At 52.4% G+C, this 17,133-nt stretch carries 15 protein-coding genes; 6 read left to right on the top strand and 9 right to left on the bottom strand.

All coding sequences use genetic code 11. The features are described from left to right. The first annotated feature begins 97 nt into the window (after positions 1–97). The 4 genes from R3B84_00370 (at position 98) to R3B84_00355 (ending at position 5,566) form a co-directional block, all read left to right on the top strand. Positions 98–2,878, top strand: a complete 2,781-nt coding sequence (locus tag R3B84_00370; protein ID MEZ6138998.1) for an Hsp70 family protein — start codon at positions 98–100, stop codon at positions 2,876–2,878. After that, positions 2,875–3,675 (top strand): hypothetical protein, encoded by an 801-nt coding sequence (locus R3B84_00365; GenBank protein MEZ6138997.1) that lies wholly within the window; start codon positions 2,875–2,877, stop codon positions 3,673–3,675. Before R3B84_00370 ends, R3B84_00365 begins: the two co-directional genes overlap by 4 nt. 108 nt (positions 3,676–3,783) lie before the next feature. Beyond that, positions 3,784–4,926, top strand: coding sequence for a hypothetical protein (locus R3B84_00360; GenBank protein MEZ6138996.1), 1,143 nt, complete (start codon positions 3,784–3,786; stop codon positions 4,924–4,926). 43 nt (positions 4,927–4,969) lie between these two features. Next, positions 4,970–5,566: a phosphoesterase gene (locus R3B84_00355; GenBank protein MEZ6138995.1), complete on the top strand. Its 597-nt coding sequence runs from the start codon at positions 4,970–4,972 to the stop codon at positions 5,564–5,566. A 27-nt stretch (positions 5,567–5,593) separates the two neighbouring features. On the opposite strand, the gene R3B84_00350 is transcribed toward R3B84_00355, so the two are convergent. The 8 genes from R3B84_00350 to R3B84_00315 all read right to left on the bottom strand — a co-directional run bounded on the left by R3B84_00350 (position 5,594) and on the right by R3B84_00315 (position 13,175). Beyond that, complete coding sequence (locus R3B84_00350; GenBank protein ID MEZ6138994.1) at positions 5,594–6,097, bottom strand: cupin domain-containing protein; 504 nt, start codon at positions 6,095–6,097, stop codon at positions 5,594–5,596. Between the two features lie 49 nt (positions 6,098–6,146). Continuing rightward, positions 6,147–7,157 (bottom strand): N-acetyl-gamma-glutamyl-phosphate reductase, encoded by a 1,011-nt coding sequence (gene argC, locus R3B84_00345; protein ID MEZ6138993.1) that lies wholly within the window; start codon positions 7,155–7,157, stop codon positions 6,147–6,149. Positions 7,158–7,303: 146 nt separating this feature from the next. Beyond that, positions 7,304–8,053: a ScpA family protein gene (locus R3B84_00340; protein ID MEZ6138992.1), complete on the bottom strand. Its 750-nt coding sequence runs from the start codon at positions 8,051–8,053 to the stop codon at positions 7,304–7,306. A 39-nt stretch (positions 8,054–8,092) separates the two neighbouring features. Then, positions 8,093–9,754 carry a Gfo/Idh/MocA family oxidoreductase gene (locus R3B84_00335; GenBank protein MEZ6138991.1) on the bottom strand — a complete coding sequence of 554 codons (1,662 nt, stop codon included), beginning with the start codon at positions 9,752–9,754 and terminating at the stop codon, positions 8,093–8,095. A 42-nt stretch (positions 9,755–9,796) separates the two neighbouring features. After that, positions 9,797–10,300, bottom strand: a complete 504-nt coding sequence (locus tag R3B84_00330; GenBank protein ID MEZ6138990.1) for a hypothetical protein — start codon at positions 10,298–10,300, stop codon at positions 9,797–9,799. A 6-nt stretch (positions 10,301–10,306) separates the two neighbouring features. Then, the gene (locus R3B84_00325) at positions 10,307–11,368 is read right to left on the bottom strand and encodes a hypothetical protein (protein ID MEZ6138989.1); all 1,062 of its coding nucleotides are present in this window, start codon (positions 11,366–11,368) and stop codon (positions 10,307–10,309) included. A 7-nt stretch (positions 11,369–11,375) separates the two neighbouring features. After that, positions 11,376–12,389: an FAD:protein FMN transferase gene (locus R3B84_00320; GenBank protein ID MEZ6138988.1), complete on the bottom strand. Its 1,014-nt coding sequence runs from the start codon at positions 12,387–12,389 to the stop codon at positions 11,376–11,378. Positions 12,390–12,767: 378 nt separating this feature from the next. Then, positions 12,768–13,175 carry a hypothetical protein gene (locus tag R3B84_00315; protein MEZ6138987.1) on the bottom strand — a complete coding sequence of 136 codons (408 nt, stop codon included), beginning with the start codon at positions 13,173–13,175 and terminating at the stop codon, positions 12,768–12,770. Positions 13,176–13,281: 106 nt separating this feature from the next. Here R3B84_00315 and R3B84_00310 point away from each other — a divergent pair, with 106 nt between their 5' ends. Beyond that, entirely contained in the window at positions 13,282–14,901 is a 1,620-nt protein-coding gene (locus R3B84_00310; GenBank protein MEZ6138986.1) for a protein kinase, read from the top strand. A gap of 48 nt (positions 14,902–14,949) precedes the next feature. Beyond that, a complete protein-coding gene (gene hemL, locus R3B84_00305; protein MEZ6138985.1) occupies positions 14,950–16,242 on the top strand; it encodes a glutamate-1-semialdehyde 2,1-aminomutase in 1,293 nt (430 codons plus the stop codon). Positions 16,243–16,281: 39 nt separating this feature from the next. Here the strand turns inward: hemL and R3B84_00300 are convergent, their stop codons facing one another. After that, positions 16,282–17,085 carry a type VI secretion system accessory protein TagJ gene (locus tag R3B84_00300; protein MEZ6138984.1) on the bottom strand — a complete coding sequence of 268 codons (804 nt, stop codon included), beginning with the start codon at positions 17,083–17,085 and terminating at the stop codon, positions 16,282–16,284. Positions 17,086–17,133 lie beyond the last annotated feature (48 nt).

Genomic DNA, 17,133 nt, shown 5'->3' with positions numbered 1-17,133 from the left:
ATAGCCAATGAATTTATTCTCATTTTTGTTCGTGGGGCGTTTTCATATCCTTTACATCAACCATTGATCGAACTTTTGCAGGTAATTGCATCGCACCATGTCGCGTTATTTAGTGGGCATCGATTTAGGTACGACGAATTGTGCCTTGGCATATATCGATCTTCAAAACCGTCCCACCCAGAATAATCTGGGGCTGAAAACCTTTCCCATCCGCCAACTGGTGGGGCCAAGCCAGTTGGCTGAGCGCCAGTTACTGCCATCATTCCTCTACCTGCCTGGGGAACATGATCTGCCCACAGGCTCCTATGGCGTGCCGTGGAATGTCACGATCGACTACATTACGGGCGATTTTGCCCGCACGCAAGGGGCAAAAATCCCTGGTCGGCTGGTCAGTTCTGCAAAATCGTGGCTATGCCACGCAGGTGTGGATCGCACCAGCCCCCTGCTGCCTTGGGGTGCCCCACCGGAAGTGCAGCGACTCTCCCCACTGGAAGTGTCCAAACGGTATCTCAAACATTTAATTGATTGTTGGAATAATTCTCCCAACCGCAAACCGGAAGATCATCTCGAGCATCAGCAGGTGGTGCTGACCGTACCCGCTTCGTTCGACGATGTGGCACGCAATTTAACTCAGCAGGCTGCCACAGAAGCTGGTTTTCGCAATTTTCGATTGCTTGAAGAGCCCCAGGCGGCCTTTTATTCGTGGATGGGGCTGAGCGATGCCCTGGAAATTACCCACGTGCAGCCCGGAATGAACTGCGTGGTGATCGATCTGGGTGGGGGCACCACCGACTTCAGCCTGATTGAAGCGGTGGAACAACAAGGCGAACTGGCTTTTGTCCGCAAAGCAGTGGGCGATCACCTGCTGTTGGGTGGGGACAACATGGATATGGCACTGGCCCGCCATGTGGAACAGTCGCTGCCACAGGTGGGCAAGCTGGATGCTGCCCAGTTTAGTCTGTTGGTGCAGGCCTGCCGCAACGCCAAGGAAGCCCTGCTGGGGTTAAATCCCCCACCGGAAGTGGGGATTACCCTCCAGGGGCGTGGGCGTTCCGTGGTGGGTGGCTCCGTTCATACGAAGCTGCAACTGGCGACGATTGAAAAGGTGATGCTGGAAGGATTTTTCCCACTGGTGCCTGCGAACAGCACGCCAGACCGCTCGTTGACTGGTGGGATGCAGGAAATGGGGCTGCCCTATGTTGCCGATCCGTGCGTCTCTCGCCACCTGGCGGAATTCCTGAATCGGCACTTATCTCCCAGCCAGCCACCCGATGCCATTCTCTTCAACGGTGGGGTGTTTCAGCCTATCCGTTTGCGGGATCGCATTCTGGAAATCATGCGGCAGTGGTACGGAGAGGCCTGGCAGCCGATCATCCTGACAAATCCCTCACTGGATCTGGCGGTAGCGTGGGGAGCAGCCTATTCCGCCTGGCTGAGCCATACTGGCGGCAAACGGATTGGTGGTGGCATCCCACGCTCCTATTACGTGGGGGTGGCCTCGACCGATCCCACCACGACCGCACAGGTGCTGTGCATTGTGCCTCGGCACATGCAGGAAGGCACCGATGTGGCGATTCCGAAGCCTGAAATGGAACTGGCATTGGGCGAACCGGTTCACTTTCCCCTGTTTTCTTCCACCGTGCGGGGCAATGACCAGCCGGGCGACATTATTACCGCGGGTGCGGATCAGTTGCTGGAATTACCCGCAATTCAAACCATCCTGCGTGGAGGAAAGCGTTCTGGAACGAAAACCGTACCGGTGACCCTCAGCACCCGCTGCACGGAAATTGGCACGCTGGAAATGTATTGTGTGGGCAAAGAAAACGACCAACGCTGGCGGTTGGAGTTCAACGTTCGTGATATTGTGGGCCAGAACAATTATTCTGCCGCTGCCGGAGAAGACCAGCCGACGACGATTTCCGATCTGTACGATGAGGGGGCGGTACACGAAGCCCAGACATTGATCGAATCAGCATTTCAAGGCGATTTCAAGCCGAATGAACTGACCAAAGCACTGGAAAGCAGTCTGGAACAAAGTCGCGACCACTGGCCCACGGCATTTTGTCGGCGACTCTGGACTGTGCTGGAAAATCATGCAACCGCCCGCAATCGATCAGCCCAGCATCTCAGTCGCTGGTACCATCTGGTGGGTTTTTGCCTGCGGCCCGGCTTTGGTGATACATTGGACCGCTATCGCATTGACCAGCTTTGGAAATTACTGGCTACCCCAGGTGCTGCGGGCAGCACCACCCCGCCTGGAGGTGCCGATTACTGGATTATGTGGCGTCGAGTGGCAGGTGGGCTCAGCACCGCAGTGCAGAACACACTAATGAATCGCCTGCGGCCGATACTGATTCCGGGCAAAGGCAAGGGCAGCGCGAAACCACCCACGAACGAACTGGCAGAAATGTGGCGGACAGCAGCCAGCCTGGAACGAATTGACCTGAAAACCAAACAGGCTCTTGGTGAAGGGCTGTTGCGGCAGTTAAACAAGGCTCCTCTGCCGAATTATCTGTTCTGGGCACTGACCCGAATCGGCAGTCGACGTCTGTTTTATGGTCCAATGAATGCAGTTCTTCACCCCACGGTGGTGGAGGACTGGTTGACGCAACTGCTTACCTATCAACCACTTAGCGACACAGAGCGGATGAATTATCTCTTCTGTCTCAGCCACCTGGGGACGATGGTGCAGCAGCGAGCACTGGATATCGACGATGCGGTGCGGCAAACTGTTCTGGCCCGCCTGGAAAGCATGGGTGCAGCACCTTCGATGATCCAGCAGGTGCGTGAATTTGTTGCCGTCCAACAGGACGAACAATCGCAATTGTTTGGCGAATCTCTGCCGATTGGTCTGCGTCTGGTAGGTTCCACCACGTGAGTACTACCCCTTATTTTAATGTCGCGGTGGGGCGAAAACTGTCAGATCAGTGGTCCGGCAGTCCCACGTTTACCACCGAGCAGCAGGCACTGGCCGATGAACTGCTGCAGTCGATCCAGCCGGGACGGGACCATGTTCCCGATGGCACGTTCGTGGTATATCCCACGCGGAAGGATGTTCTGTTCGTGTGGTGCCAGAATCAGCAGCTTTGGGCTTTTTTGCTGCCCATGAAGTATTACCATTTTATACCCGATCCATTTTATTGGCTGCGAACGCTGCAGGTAAAATTACCGACTTCATTGGATAGTGATCTGGAATTGCAGTTCCCGGTGGATCCCCCAAGTCGCACCGTGGGGCAGTTGCGAAGCCTGATGGAAAAGTACGACAACGGAATTCTGTTGGGTTCCTGTCAGGCGGTTGTCGATGGTGCCCGCATCGTCTTTCGGCGGGAAAGCCCACCGATGGAACTGTTTGAGGCGATCTGGCAGTTTTTGCCTTACAGTACGCAACGCACCGTTAAGGTAACCACTTTCACAGCGGATGTAAATCCCACATTCGAGATGCAGTCGATTCCGGGTGCGATTGATCCCCACTGGTGGGGGTATGTGGGCGAAAGCAAACTGCTGAACTATCCTGAAGGTCGTTATGAATACCATCTGCAGGTGACGATTGACATGCAGGACCAGGTAGAAATGGAACGGATGTTCCAACGTAAAAGCAGTTCTGAAATCGTCAAACTGATCCTGGTGATGTTGGTTCTTGGTATTATCGTTGCCTTTTTGCTGACAAGCGGGTGATTTTGATGTGAAAATGCGGGTTGAATTCATTCTTTTCTGCAAGGTGTCAGCGTTTCAGTATGCTAGATTTCCAATTGAAAACTCTCCTTCGCCTGAACAGTACCCATCATGAACCGATACCAGTTGTTGACACCATGGATGGCCTGTCTGCTTTTTGCTGCCTCTGGCAATGCAGAATCCAAACCAATGCTGCTGGAATGGGAATACGAAACCCCGCTGGCCCTCCCACAAGCGATGATTCTGGATCCCACGCACACTTACCTGTTCGTTGCCCTCAAAAACGGCGGACTTTCGGTCTTTGATGTTTCGCAGGCTGGTAAAAAGCCAATCCTGAAGGCAAATTTGCCTATCAGGACATTCGCACAGCTTGATGTGATGAATCTGACCAGGCACAAAAACATTCTTTATCTCGCTCTGGGGGATTTCTTCAATTCTCGAGGTTCACCCGCTGGCCTGGCCATTGTTGACATCGAAAAACCCAGCAAACCCAAATTACTGGGATTGTGGAGTTCGCCTGAAAAGTTAAAGGGGAGTGCGGCAATTGCAGTAGATGGAAAATATGCCTACCTGGGTGCAATGAATCACGGTATTATTGTAATTGATGTTCATGATTCCACTAGTCCAAAAAAGGTGGCAGATTTTCTGCCAGATCCCCACTATCCTTTGAAAAATCCTGGCAAGATTCAACATCCAAATGCACGCGGACTGGCAATCAGCACAGATCGACTGTTTGTTGCGAACGATGCTGGTGGCATTCGCATCCTGAACATTGAAAACCCATTAAAGATCGAAGAAACAGGCAAGTACACCAATACCGCGATGGGGAAAAAGCAGCAAGCATATAACAATATTGTTATAGAAGGAACGGTGCTGTATGCAGCAGTGGACTACGCGGGATTGGAGATTCTTGATATCTCGAATCCTGCTAAAATCAGGCAGTTAGGATGGTTCAATCCGTGGGAGGCCCATACCCCGAAAAACCTCTGGTTTAACAGCCCCGGACATACCAATCAACTGGCAATTGATTCACGTGAAAAGAAAATTTATCTTTCTGCTGGTGATAGTGACCTGTTGGTGGTCAATGTTGCGGAAAAGAGCAAACCAGCATTAGTAAGTCATTTTGGCAGGCCAGCAGATAAAGCTGGTGTATGGGGAGTGGCACTTGCACCAAAACGCGTTTACCTGGCATACACGAAAGCAGTAATCCCATTTGTGGGTACGTGGGCAGGTTTGAAATCAGTTGGTCGGTAAGTTTGGCAAATGGCATTGGTAATGAAATAAGCGAGTGATTTTCATGAGTATTCCCACCCAGGAAGTGCTGGTGGTTCCGGAATCGCGGTTAGCCCACGTGGAGAAATTCTGTGGTTTATTAGATAATTCTCATCAATTTCTGGATTTTTTGCTTGATCCAGCACATTTTTTGTTCATTCCTCGTGCCGAGGCAGAAAACGACCCCACCTACAAGCAATTGATTCCCTACGTGGTGCTGCAGCACGGAGACAGCTATTTTGCCTATCAGCGGGGAAAAGGTGGCGGGGAAAAACGCCTGCACGCCCGCTATTCCATTGGAATTGGTGGCCATATTGAACGCACCGATGGCCCAATTTCGGGCGATCTGTACCGGACCGGGATGATGCGAGAATTACAGGAAGAAGTCCAGATCGGTACCACGTGGCGGGAAACGCTGGTGGGGGCCATTTACGATGACCGCACCCCCGTTGGTGCAGTCCACGTGGGGATTGTGCACCTGCTGCAACTGGCCGAACCCACCGTCACCGTGGGGGAAGATATTCTGGAAAACGCCGGTTTTCAGCCACTAAGCCAATTACGGGAACAATACCACGCCTTTGAAACCTGGTCCCAGTTTCTGCTGGATTACTGGCACAAATAAGCTCTACGACACAGACATACCATCCCATCAACCATGTGGGGTTAATTTGATCAGCAATTCATCCCATGGTGCTGCATGAGGGGCAAGTTCCGTGCGGGTGCCTCGTACGTAATCCTGATAATCGAAGCCGGGTGCCATCGTTGCACCAAGTAAGGCCCACTGTCCACCTGATATCAAGGCAGAACCCTGCCAGGTGCCAGCAGTCACCACCAATTGTGGGTGGTGGCCTGCCGCAAAATCAGTGCCCAGCACCCAGCGACTGGCAGTGCCGTCTGGTGCAATCTGCAGCATTTCCACCGCATCACCCGCATAAAAATGAAAGACCTCGTCGCCCGGCAGGCGGTGCATTTCCGAAACGGTCTGTGGGGTCAACAGGTAGTAAATTGCGGTGCCCACAGAACGAGAGCCAGCATATCCAGGCAAGGTGCCTTCAGGAATCGATCCCACCGAGCGATAGGTTTCGCGAAAGAACCCACCTTCTACAGGGTGCGGTTGCAACTGTAATAACCGTACCACTTCATCTGCAGTCATTGCGGTAACCTTTTTGAAAAGAAGACTGTTTCAAGGGTGGCATCTGTACTTACAGTAATGCGGTAGTTTCTTCGTAGCCGAACATGATGTTCATGTTCTGCACCGCAACACCACTGGCCCCACGCACCAGATTATCTTCTGTCACCAGAATCACCACCTGATCGTGCACCACTTTGGGGCAAATATCCACAAAGTTACTGTGCATCGTATCTTTTGTCGCAGGCAAGGTGGTGCGGACACGCACAAAGGGTTCATTTGCAAAATAATCGCGGTACAGTGCCACCAGTTCTTCTTCGGAAATTGGTGATTTGGGCTGGGCATAAATGGTGCTGAAAATCCCACGGTCCATGGGTGCCAGGTGGGGGGTGAAAATCACCTGCACAGGGTGCCCCGCCAGCCACGACAGCGATTGTTCAATTTCAGGTGTGTGGCGATGCTTGCCCACGTTGTAGGCGGAAATGCTTTCGTTGCACTCCGGAAACAAGGTGCCTAACTTGGGGGTGCGGCCAGCACCGGACACGCCACTGAGGCTGTTGACGATGATTCCACGTGGTTCCAGCAATTCGTGCTTCACCAGTGGGGCAAGGCCCAGAATGCCCGTTTGTGGATAGCACCCCGGATTAGCCACCAGGCGGGCAGTACGAATTGCTTCGCGGTGCATTTCAGGCAAGCCATAGACCGCCTGAGCCAGGTTGGCAGGGTCGTGATGCTCGCCATACCAGCGGGTGTAAATCTGCAGATCACGCAGGCGGTAATCTGCACTGAGATCGACTACACGTATCCCACGCTGTAACAGTGGAGCAACACACTCCGCACTGACACCGTGTGGCAAACAACCAAACGCACATTCCACACCCATTGCCGACAAGGCATCTGGCTGAAAGGGAACGCACTGCAAATCGATACGCCCCAGCAACGATGGGTGCAAATCGGCGATGGGTGGCGAATCGTCCTGGCGGGAAGTAATCGCCACAATCTGTACGTGCGGGTGCCGCAGCAGGATTTTAATTAATTCGACTGCGGTGTAGCCCGACCCACCTAATATCGCAACTTTTGTCATAGTTCTGCCTGATCTCCTGATTGATAGTTATAAGGAGATATCGCTTGAAATACCCCACGATGGGTGGAATTGATCAGAGAAAACGGCATATACAAATACTCTGACATTTATTTGATCGTTATTTGGCTGATTTTCACACCATCCGATCAATTTGGCACCATCGGCACGGTGGGGGGTGGTTCTTCATTCCACAGCACCGTAATGGGCGAATCCGGCTGATCCTGGTGGGTAAGCAGTTCGTGTTGTTTCAACAACTCCAGCAGTGCCAGAAAATACCCCAGCAGGCGGAATCGGGTGAACGGTGGCAGGAAAATATCGCGAAACGGCATCTGACCTGCTGCCCGCACCCGTTGCCGAAGTTCTTCCATATAGACTGCCTGCGGGGTGTCATCCTGCGATACATTCAGCGATTCTGCCGCACGCACGTCGCGCATCAGGCGGGCAAACGTGCTGACCAGATCCCAGATTTCAACTGGCTTCACTTTTCTGGAAGTCACGCCTTCATTTTCTGGTGGCTGCACCCGTGCCTGATGAAAAATCCGCTGATCGTTTAAATCCTGTAATCGTGTGGTGGCTTCTTTGGTGGCACGATAATCGAGAAGTTGCTTGACCAGTTCCTGTCGTGGATCCATCTGTTCCCGCCCACCAGAAGTATGGGTGGGTCTGGGTAACAACAACTGGCTTTTCAATTCAAGCAGACTGGCAGAAGTCAGCAGAAATTCCCCCGCCCACTCAATGTCGATCAGGGTAATATCATCCAGAAAGGCAGAGAATTGAGCGGCAATATCAGCAATGGGAATATCAAGCAGGTCCAGTTCGTTCTTTTTTACCAGGTACAACAATAGATCCAGTGGGCCATGAAAGCCAGCAAGATCAATTGTGTAAACACCGGTCATCCGTGTACCAAGTTTGAGAAAAAGGCCCTGGAAAACTGCTTAACCGAAATTGACATCTTTGTCAGGCACTTCCTGAGAATCCGGATCGAACCATGCGGGCTCAAACTTGATTAATTGTCGTTTGGCCATTGCCAGGTTCGAAGTCAGTGCCACAATGGCGTCGGCCATCGCCACTTCGCCGTGGCACCGTGGCAGGCGATGCCGCAATTTTCCTTCGGTGGTCTTTTCGTAGATGTTGGCAATCTTCTCTTCTTCCATCAGACGGATGCAGAAAGCGAAGTCGGCCATTTCTTCTTTGTAACCACGACTTACTTTGCCACCACCGCCACCTTTGGCAGCTTCGGCTACGGCCGCGTTGGGGCCCCAAGTGCTGGCGGCTTCCACGGCTGGCTTGCTGGCACTTACCTTGTCGGCAGTCATCGAAGTCTTGGCAGGTGGGGCAATCCCTGGTCGTTTTTCTTTGTAGAGCATGTTTTCCGATTCACTGGAAACAACCAATGTTCCACGCGATCCCATCACACACTCGCCGTAAGGTTCAAAACCGTTGGTGCTGATCGAAGAATAAGTCACCACCACCACATCATCTTTATCATTTCCACCGTTAGGTCCCTGGGGGTGGTTCTTGCCTGGGAACTCAAAGGTGGTGAAGACATGGTCATCAATCTGGCGTGGGTTGCGACGATCTTTCGGATCATCCATATGTCCGAAGAACGAATGCGAGCCCATTCCCATCACGTTGAGTGGCTTTACTTTGCCCAGGAAGATACTGCAGGCATCCAACTGGTGGCTGCCCAATTCGGCCATCAACCCCCCACCAGTGCGTTCGTATAAACGCCAGCGGATCAGTTCTTCCAGAGTTTTGTAACCATAATCCTTGTACTTGTCTTTCAGAACATCGTAGTCTTCCTGGCGGATTGGTGAAAACCAGCCATCGCGGTACATCGGTGCTACCTGCCGCAGGTCAGGGGCATTCTGTACCACTTTGGCTTTACCATCATCAATCCAGTCCCAACTGAAGTTACGGTGCCACAATGCACGGATATGTTTGATGTCGCCCAGTTCTCCCGCTTTGATCAATTCCAGTGCGTGGGCATAAAGCATACTGTAATGTCGCTGGTGGCCAATTGAAAGAATCTTGTTATTCTTCTTGGCGGCTGCAATCATTGCCTTACATTCTGTAACCGTGCGGGCCATCAGCTTTTCGCACAGCACATGCTTGCCAGCGTTCAGCGCTTCAATGGTAACTGAAGCATGCAGGTGCAGTGGCAGGGCAATAATCACTGCTTCAATCGATTTGTCTTCCAGAATCTTCTTATAGTCGGTTTCGACCTTCATTTTGCTGGCAGCGGCTTCACCATAAATGGCTTTGTAGCCACGTCGGGCCGATTTTTCGCCTTCACCTTTGATGATACGTGCCTGGTTGTACGGTCGAATATCGCATAGTGAAACGATTTCGATGTACTTCGGATCGTGCTCGCTGAGAAGCACCCCACCTTCATCGCCACAGCCAATCAGTGCGGCACGCACCGGCTTCCCTTTGAATGAATCAAAGGCAAAGTAAGCGGCAGCAGCCACTGGGGCAATTGCCGCACCTGCAGCCATGCTGCGCATAAACCCACGTCGGGTCAGCTCGATGGTTGCATCATCGAATGCTGCCTTACCTTCTGCCTTCTTTTCTGCGGATAAATCTAAAGCCATCATTATTCTCCATGGGCGGGAGGGATTTCGGAATCAGTATGTTAATTATCGAGAGTTACGAATGAGTTCTTTTTCCTGTTGACGTTGTGCTTTCTTCAATGCCCGGCGTTGGCCGAACAGATAATACAGCACGGCATCAATTCCAGCCCACATGCCAGTGGAAACGGTTGTCAGCACCATCAGTGCCAGGAATTCAATCACGTTTTTGTTGATGTAAACGTAATTTCCTTCGCTCAACGGTGCGACTGGCAACCATGGCACGTTGGGAGTCGAAAGGATTGTCATCAGCAGGAACATGCCCGCACCAAATGCAGCAAGGCGTGACCACAGACCAATGATCAGGCAGCACCCTACAATTGCCAGGAACCAGCGGGTGGACCAGTCGACATATTGGATTGGCTTCCACTTAGGGATGAACCATAAGTAGTATTCCGGCTTGGGTGAAGCATACCCCTGGGCTGCTTCGGGTTCTATCTGATCTGCCAACGATTTCTTCAAGGTGTCTGTTGCGAACTGCAAGTGGGCCTGCATTTCTTTCACCAGGTCCATGCCAGGCTAGCGTACTTTGGCAAGTGCCTTGGTTTTTTCTTCTTCCGTCAGCTTGGCATCGGCCAGCTTCTTTTCTTCCTCGGTCGCAGCATCTTTCGCTTTGGTGTAAGCGGTCTGCCACGATTGGATGTAGTTTTGGTCTTCCGGTATACCAGAAAACACGTCTTTACCGGCCAGCCACAGGTCAAAGCGTGCCTTGGCCGTGGTCAGTGCGGTATCAACAGTATTGTTTAATTCATCGCCGGGCACCTTGCCAAACTTCTTCAGGTGGGCACCATAGGCATCCCACATTGCTGCTAAAGGATTGTTCCCATTCTGCATGGGGGTCAGCATCGCTTCCAGGGTGGCCTGTTCGTCCTTGCCTTCTTCCTTGGTAAGAAATGCCGTAACATTGGCACCCAGCACGCTGGCCAGATCGTCCTTCAGTGCGTTGAATTGGTCCTTGTAGGCGTCTTCCAGTTCCTTGCGAATGGTGGATACATCTTTCTTGCGGGTTTGCAGCTCTGCACCCAGAACATCTTTCTGCATTACCCACAGACGATTGTAACCACTGTCAACGTTTTTGATTGCTTCTTGAAACTGCTCTAATCGCTTCGCCACGGGCACTTCTAATTCAAAATCTGCCTTTGACGTGGGGCCGGGGGATGTTTTTTCAACAGTCAATTTTCCTTCGTCAAGCCACGTAATGAAGGCTTTTTTGGCCGCTTCCAGCTTTTCCTTGGCGGCAGCCTGCTGTGGTTCGGACAACTGATACGTTTCAGTAAACAGTGTGAGGTAGCTATCCCATTCCTGTGCGACAGGTGCGGGTACACTTTTCCTATCCTCAGTGGGTGTCAGTTTGTCAACAATTTCCTTGTTCGGATCGCCCAGCATGCCCCGCATGAATTTGCCAAAGGGGCCCTGGGCTTCACTGAAGTAGCCTGCGGAGGAAAAAGGTTTTTCGTTGACATCAGCCGCACCTGTGTAGGCAGAGCGTACTTTGTTGACACCTTCTGCAAAGAAGTGCCAGCCGATGCAAATGCGGAGCAGTACTAAAAAAACTGCTGTCCAGAAGCCTATTCGAATCATCGTTTTCTCAACCAGAAGCAACAGCCGCTGTGGAAGCGGGGATAAAATCCGGATGGTTGATGCAGTGCACCTGCCCATCCTTCATGACGATGGCACTCACTTCCGGATGAGTGCGACAAAAATTGCGTATCCCTTCCAAACCCAGGACGTAAAAGGCGGTGGAGAGAGCATCCGCGTGGGCAGCATTGGGGGCAATTACCGAAACCTGGTCCAATTCTGCCGCTGGCCACCCTGTTCGAGGGTCAATCAGGTGACCTAGCTTTTTCCCATTATAGACGAAATGCTGGTAGGTGGCTGCGGAAGTTGCCAACGCCTGATTTTTTAGCCGAATCGTTCCCAGGCTGATCTCCGGCTGCCAGGGGTGCGATAACCCAACTGGCCAACCTGAAATCCCCTGCCCGGCATTACCCCAGGCCAGGACACTGCTTCGCCCACCCTGCAGCAGGCCGTGCGGCAAATGAAAGCGGTGCTGCACTCGCTCGACGGCTTCATCCAGGGCATAACCTTTGCCAATGCTGCCCAGGTTTATTTCCAGCGGGCGTAAATACTGCACCGTGCGTGCCTCGCGATCGAAAACCAGGTATCGGGTGCCCGCCTGGGATACCGCCTGACTACGCTCCGTGGGCGTGGGAACCCGGCCTTGCCGTTGAACAAAGCCCCACGCCTTAATGAGCGTGCCCATTGCCACATCAAAGGCCCCCTGTGTCGCACGGGTCAGCAGGGCACATTCGTAAAGCAGTTCAAATAAATTCGGCGCTACCGCCACTGGCCCAGCGTGGGCACGTTCGTTCAGCAGGCTGACTTCCGAATCGGGGCGATAAACAGTCAGTTGTGCTTCCAGTTCATCCACCTGATCGAGAATTGCCAGGGAAGCAAATTCTGCCTTCGGTGTACCCAGTGGTGTCACCACTTCAAATAATGTGGCCATCGCCATGCGGGAAACGCGCAGCACTTCCGCATCGCAACCCACCAGTGGCGTGGGGGCATCATCTGGCACGTCGAACAGAAGGTTCTGAATCATGATTCTGCTTCATTGTAAGCTGCCGCACCCCAGTCAGGCGATAGAGACTGTAGGTGAACAAACGAAAAAGAACCGCTTGAATCCGATAATGATCCAGACAGCATACTTAGCATGGAATTATTTCCACGCTATATTAATATATCCACGAGCCTGCAAATTCTGGCAATTTTTTTCTCGCCGGGACGATTTGCCGCGAGAATCTTCTGTCACAACTGCTTATTTGGTAATAATTTGCGCTAATCAAAACTTTTTTGTGAATTTTTGCCAAATTGATATCAGCCCGTGGATCCAAGTGCCATGATAGTGCGCAATTGACGGGGTAGGTTCGCTTGCAGACAATATGCCTACGATCCCAGGGAATGCAAACATCTGGTCACGTCACTTGGTGGCAAAAATGTGGGCTACGGGCACCGATTCAGACGAATTCTCCAGACAAATCTGGTGCCACTCACCAAACCAGTTGAACGATGATAGAATAACGTCCGTATTACCAGTAATACATTGTTGCACCGTGTCTGTTGCTGTGGGCAAATCTGCTTCTGCAACTGACACGATTCTCTGGTAACCAACGGAAGGTACCCTGTTATGCTGTTGGGCAGTAGCATCGGCCCTTTTCGAATCGAAAAAGAACTTGGTTCCGGTGCCATGGGCACCGTGTATCTGGCCCAGTTCGAGCAGAAAGGGAAGCCCACCCGTCAGGTGGCCCTGAAGATTATTGCCTTTGGCTTGTCGGCCAATGATCAGGCACTTCTTCGCTTCGAAAGGGAAGCCAAGATTCTGCAGCAATTAAAACACCCCAATATTGTGCGGTTGCTGGCTACCGGCAAATACAAAGACACGCCTTTTTTTGCGATGGAATATGTGCAGGGGCAATCGCTGGATCGCGTGATGAGTGACCGGATGTTGGCTGCACCCCAGCCCGCCTTTTTCGTGGGAAGAAGTGGTGGAAATGGGCAAGCAACTGTGCGGTGCGTTGCAGCACGCCCACGAAAAAGGAATTATCCACCGCGACTTGAAACCCTCCAACCTGATGCTGACCACCGAAGGCATCCTGAAACTGACCGACTTTGGTATCGCCAAGGATGTCGATGTCACTGCACTCACAGGTGCGAATAACACGATTGGGACTGCCGCCTACATGTCGCCGGAACAGTGCCGTGGGGAGCGAATTCTGACCGGCAAAAGCGATCTCTACTCAATGGGGATTGTGATGTATGAATTATTGACAGGTCGAAAGCCGTTTATGGCAGAATCGCCCGTAGAGATGTTCATGCTGCACGTGAATGGCCAGTTTGTGCGGCCGATTAAGTTGAATCCGGACATCCCACCCTGGCTGGATACGTTGATCTGCCAGTTAATGGAGAAAAAGCCCGATCATCGCCCACGTGATGCAGATATGGTGGCGGAAGCACTGGATGAAGTGCTGGAAAAAGCCCACTCCCAGCAAAGCATCAGTAGCGACAAAGCTAACGAACGTGGGCTTTCAAGTAAAGACAGTGAAGAAGACCGAAAAGCAGCAAGACTTCTCAAAGCGGGCTCCCGTAAAAAGAAATTACGCAAAAAGAAGCAGCCAATCTACCAGAAAGGCTGGTTTGTAATTGTTGCTGGCCTCGCGTTACTTGGCGGGATCGGCTTCATCGTGTATCAAGGGGCAATTGCACCACCCAGCGAAGAGGTGCTGCTGGCCCGTGTGGCAAAAATTACCGATGAAGAGGCGAAAATTAACGCCGCGAACGACTATCTAAAGTATTACGGGAAAGAGAATCCGGACAAAGCGGCAGAAATGCAACAACTGATCCGGGATGTAAAAGTGGGCCGCAAAGAACGCATTTTGCTGAACCGATTTGGCCGCGAAAATCTACGTGCAAAGCCATCCGAAGGCGATGATCCCGAAGCATACAAGAAAATGATGATCGGACTTGCTGCTGAAGAAGAAGGCGACCTGGGCCTGGCACGCAGCACCTGGCAAAGCCTGGTAGACAAGCATTCGAAAGAACTGCTGGAATCTTCTTCGATCTGGGGCTGGATTGCGGAAAAGAAACTGAAAGACATCGCCACCACCGAAGAACAGGTCAAGACGTGGCTGAAACGCCTGGAAAGGCTTCAGCTGGAAGACAAGGATTTTGCTGCAGAAAGCGAACTGGAGGCAATGGTCCTCTACCCGATCCGCCTGGAAAAGCTGGGTGATTTTACCATGGCAAAGCAGCGATGGTCGACGTTAAGGCAATCTTCGGAAGGGGATATCCAGACGCGACCGTGGGTGATTTATGCCGCAGCCCGCCTGAAAGAACTGGATGCGAAAACCGAGCCGAAAGACACCCCAGCCCGCGTGGCGATGATAGAAGAAAAATTGAAACTGCTTCTCCCCAATCTGACCAATGAAAGTGCGGCTGTTCGACGTGACACGCGGGCCGTGCTGCGGGAAATCCGCGATATGTATGCCAGCGAAACCGGCGATCTTGGCAAACAGGTGGATGCCATCAAAGCACAACTCGCAAAACACCCCAAATAATAATTGATTAAACTTTCCTCACCCCTTGCAACCAATTACACGACCAAAATGAATAGAGAACTTAGTACTGCCGCCTTTGCCCGTGCCAAAAAAGTGATCCCAGGTGGGGTGAACAGCCCCGCACGCGCCTTCGGTGCGGTGGGTGGGGAACCCATTTTCATTGCCAAAGCCGAAGGGCCGTATCTGTACGATCTGGATGGCAACAAGTACCTCGATTACATTGGTTCGTGGGGCCCGATGATCCTTGGCCATGCCCACCCGGAAGTGGTGGCTGCTGCCACGCAGGCTGCTGCACGTGGGAGTAGTTATGGCGCACCCTGTGAGGCTGAAACGGAACTGGCCGAACTGATCTGCGAACTGGTTCCCAGTATCGAAATGGTGCGGATGGTCAGTTCGGGAACGGAAGCGGCAATGAGTGCCATTCGCCTGGCACGTGGGGCAACTGGCCGGAATGTGATCGTCAAATTTGCGGGGTGCTACCACGGTCATGTGGATGCGTTGCTGGTGGCAGCAGGCTCCAGTGCCCTGACGCACGGAGTGCCTTCCAGTCCAGGTGTACCTGCTGGCTGCACCGCAGATACTGTCGTGCTTCCCTACAACTGTGTGACCAGTCTGACGGAACTTTTTGCCCACCGTGGGGCGGAAATTGCTGGTGTGATGCTGGAACCAGTTGCTGGAAACATGGGGCTGATTCAGCCCACGCCTGAATTTCGTTCTGCTCTGCGCGAAATCACCCGCACGTACGGTGCGTTGCTGATTTACGATGAAGTGATGACCGGGTTTCGCTTGTCTCTGGCAGGTGCCCAAGGTGTTTACGGCGATGATCCCGATATCACCGTGCTCGGCAAAATCGTCGGAGGTGGTTATCCCGTAGGTGCTTACGGCGGCAAAGCCCACCTGATGCAGCAGATTATGCCTGCAGGCAAAGTATTTCAGGCTGGCACACTGAGTGGCAATCCCGTCGCGATGGCTGCGGGGCTGACAACGCTGAAAATTCTGCGGGATTCCCCACCCTACGAGAGGCTGAACCAGTTGGGTGCCAAACTGGAGGAAGGTATCCGACAGGCCGCAGCCAATATTGGGGTGCCGTACCAGTTCAATCGAATCGGCAGCATGTGGACACTTTTCTTCACCGAAACCCCCGTGGTCGATCTGGTGACCGCACAGACGTCCGATACCAAAAAGTTTGGTGCATTTTTCTGGGAAATGATGAACCGTGGTATTTACCTGCCATGCAGCCAGTTTGAGGCAGCGTTTAATTCCACGATGCACGATGATGCGGAAATTGCTGGCACGATCAAAGCCGTGCGGGAATCGTTCCGGGCACTTTCAAGGCGCTGAGATTGCCAAAATGTTCTCACTATCAGCAAAACAGATTTATTAGAACAGTCTCATCACTTTAGGAAATTCGATCGAGACATCTTCCATCACACTGGTGGGTTCCTCTTCAATAATCCAGTTTCGTTCCCCTCGGCAGCACATCAGGCCATTCGGCTCGGTGAATTCCGTGCTGACACCGGACTGGATTTCCGGATCGTTGGATTGACAGGTCAATCGGTAGAACCGTGGGGTTCTGCCTCGGATGATTTCGCCGGAATGTAACCGTACTTCAATATAGCGATATAGCAGATCCATCATATCTTCGGTGGTCTGCAGGTCGATCACACGCACGGATGGAAAAGGAATGACGCTCCACCCACGTTCAGTGAACAGTTCCAGCATCGGGTGCCAGCGTTCGTCTGGGTCGAGAAATGTCTCAAACGGTTCCCCATTGATGGTGCCAGGCAGATTTCCCTGAAACAGATCATCGTTTTCCTGCAATTGCTCCCACTCATCCAACAGGGAATCGGGGATTTCCTGATCGTAGAGTCGAAAAACCTTCTCCCACGTGGGCAACCAGGGGAGAGATTCGCCCAGAATCGTGGGAACAACATTCGGTTGCTGGCGGGCTTCGTCGCACGTCAGCAGGTGGCTCCAGATATCCAGGTACTCTTTCTCGTCCTGATCCATCACGGGGATTGCCTGCAGTAATTGCCTGGCTTCCAGCCAGTTACCCAGCATCACCTGCACAATGATCAGTGGGATTCCCACTTCCAGAGTGCCTGGGGAGGATCGCCACTGTTGGAGTTGATGTTCCAGGGCTTCGGACAGTCGGCCTTCTTCCAGGAGTTCGTAGAAATCCATCAGTTTCCCATGCACCATATTAATGGTTGTTGTTACCCACACATCTTA

The sequence above is a fragment of the Zavarzinella sp. genome, from assembly GCA_041399155.1.
GTDB lineage: Bacteria > Planctomycetota > Planctomycetia > Gemmatales > Gemmataceae > JAWKTI01.
Note: the sequence above shows the minus strand (reverse complement) of the source record. Positions and strands in the feature narration are given on the sequence as shown.

Bases quoted from the DNA above. Each gene is read 5' to 3' on its own strand.
- R3B84_00370 (MEZ6138998.1), top strand. From the start codon at position 98: ATGTCGCGTTATTTAGTGGGCATCGATTTAGGTACGACGAATTGTGCC.
- hemL (MEZ6138985.1), top strand. From the start codon at position 14,950: ATGAATAGAGAACTTAGTACTGCCGCCTTTGCCCGTGCCAAAAAAGTG.
- R3B84_00300 (MEZ6138984.1), bottom strand. From the start codon at position 17,085: ATGGATTTCTACGAACTCCTGGAAGAAGGCCGACTGTCCGAAGCCCTG.
- R3B84_00325 (MEZ6138989.1), bottom strand. From the start codon at position 11,368: ATGATTCGAATAGGCTTCTGGACAGCAGTTTTTTTAGTACTGCTCCGC.
- R3B84_00355 (MEZ6138995.1), top strand. From the start codon at position 4,970: ATGAGTATTCCCACCCAGGAAGTGCTGGTGGTTCCGGAATCGCGGTTA.
- R3B84_00320 (MEZ6138988.1), bottom strand. From the start codon at position 12,389: ATGATTCAGAACCTTCTGTTCGACGTGCCAGATGATGCCCCCACGCCA.
- argC (MEZ6138993.1), bottom strand. From the start codon at position 7,157: ATGACAAAAGTTGCGATATTAGGTGGGTCGGGCTACACCGCAGTCGAA.
- R3B84_00335 (MEZ6138991.1), bottom strand. From the start codon at position 9,754: ATGATGGCTTTAGATTTATCCGCAGAAAAGAAGGCAGAAGGTAAGGCA.
- R3B84_00360 (MEZ6138996.1), top strand. From the start codon at position 3,784: ATGAACCGATACCAGTTGTTGACACCATGGATGGCCTGTCTGCTTTTT.
- R3B84_00350 (MEZ6138994.1), bottom strand. From the start codon at position 6,097: ATGACTGCAGATGAAGTGGTACGGTTATTACAGTTGCAACCGCACCCT.
- R3B84_00330 (MEZ6138990.1), bottom strand. From the start codon at position 10,300: ATGGACCTGGTGAAAGAAATGCAGGCCCACTTGCAGTTCGCAACAGAC.
- R3B84_00340 (MEZ6138992.1), bottom strand. From the start codon at position 8,053: ATGACCGGTGTTTACACAATTGATCTTGCTGGCTTTCATGGCCCACTG.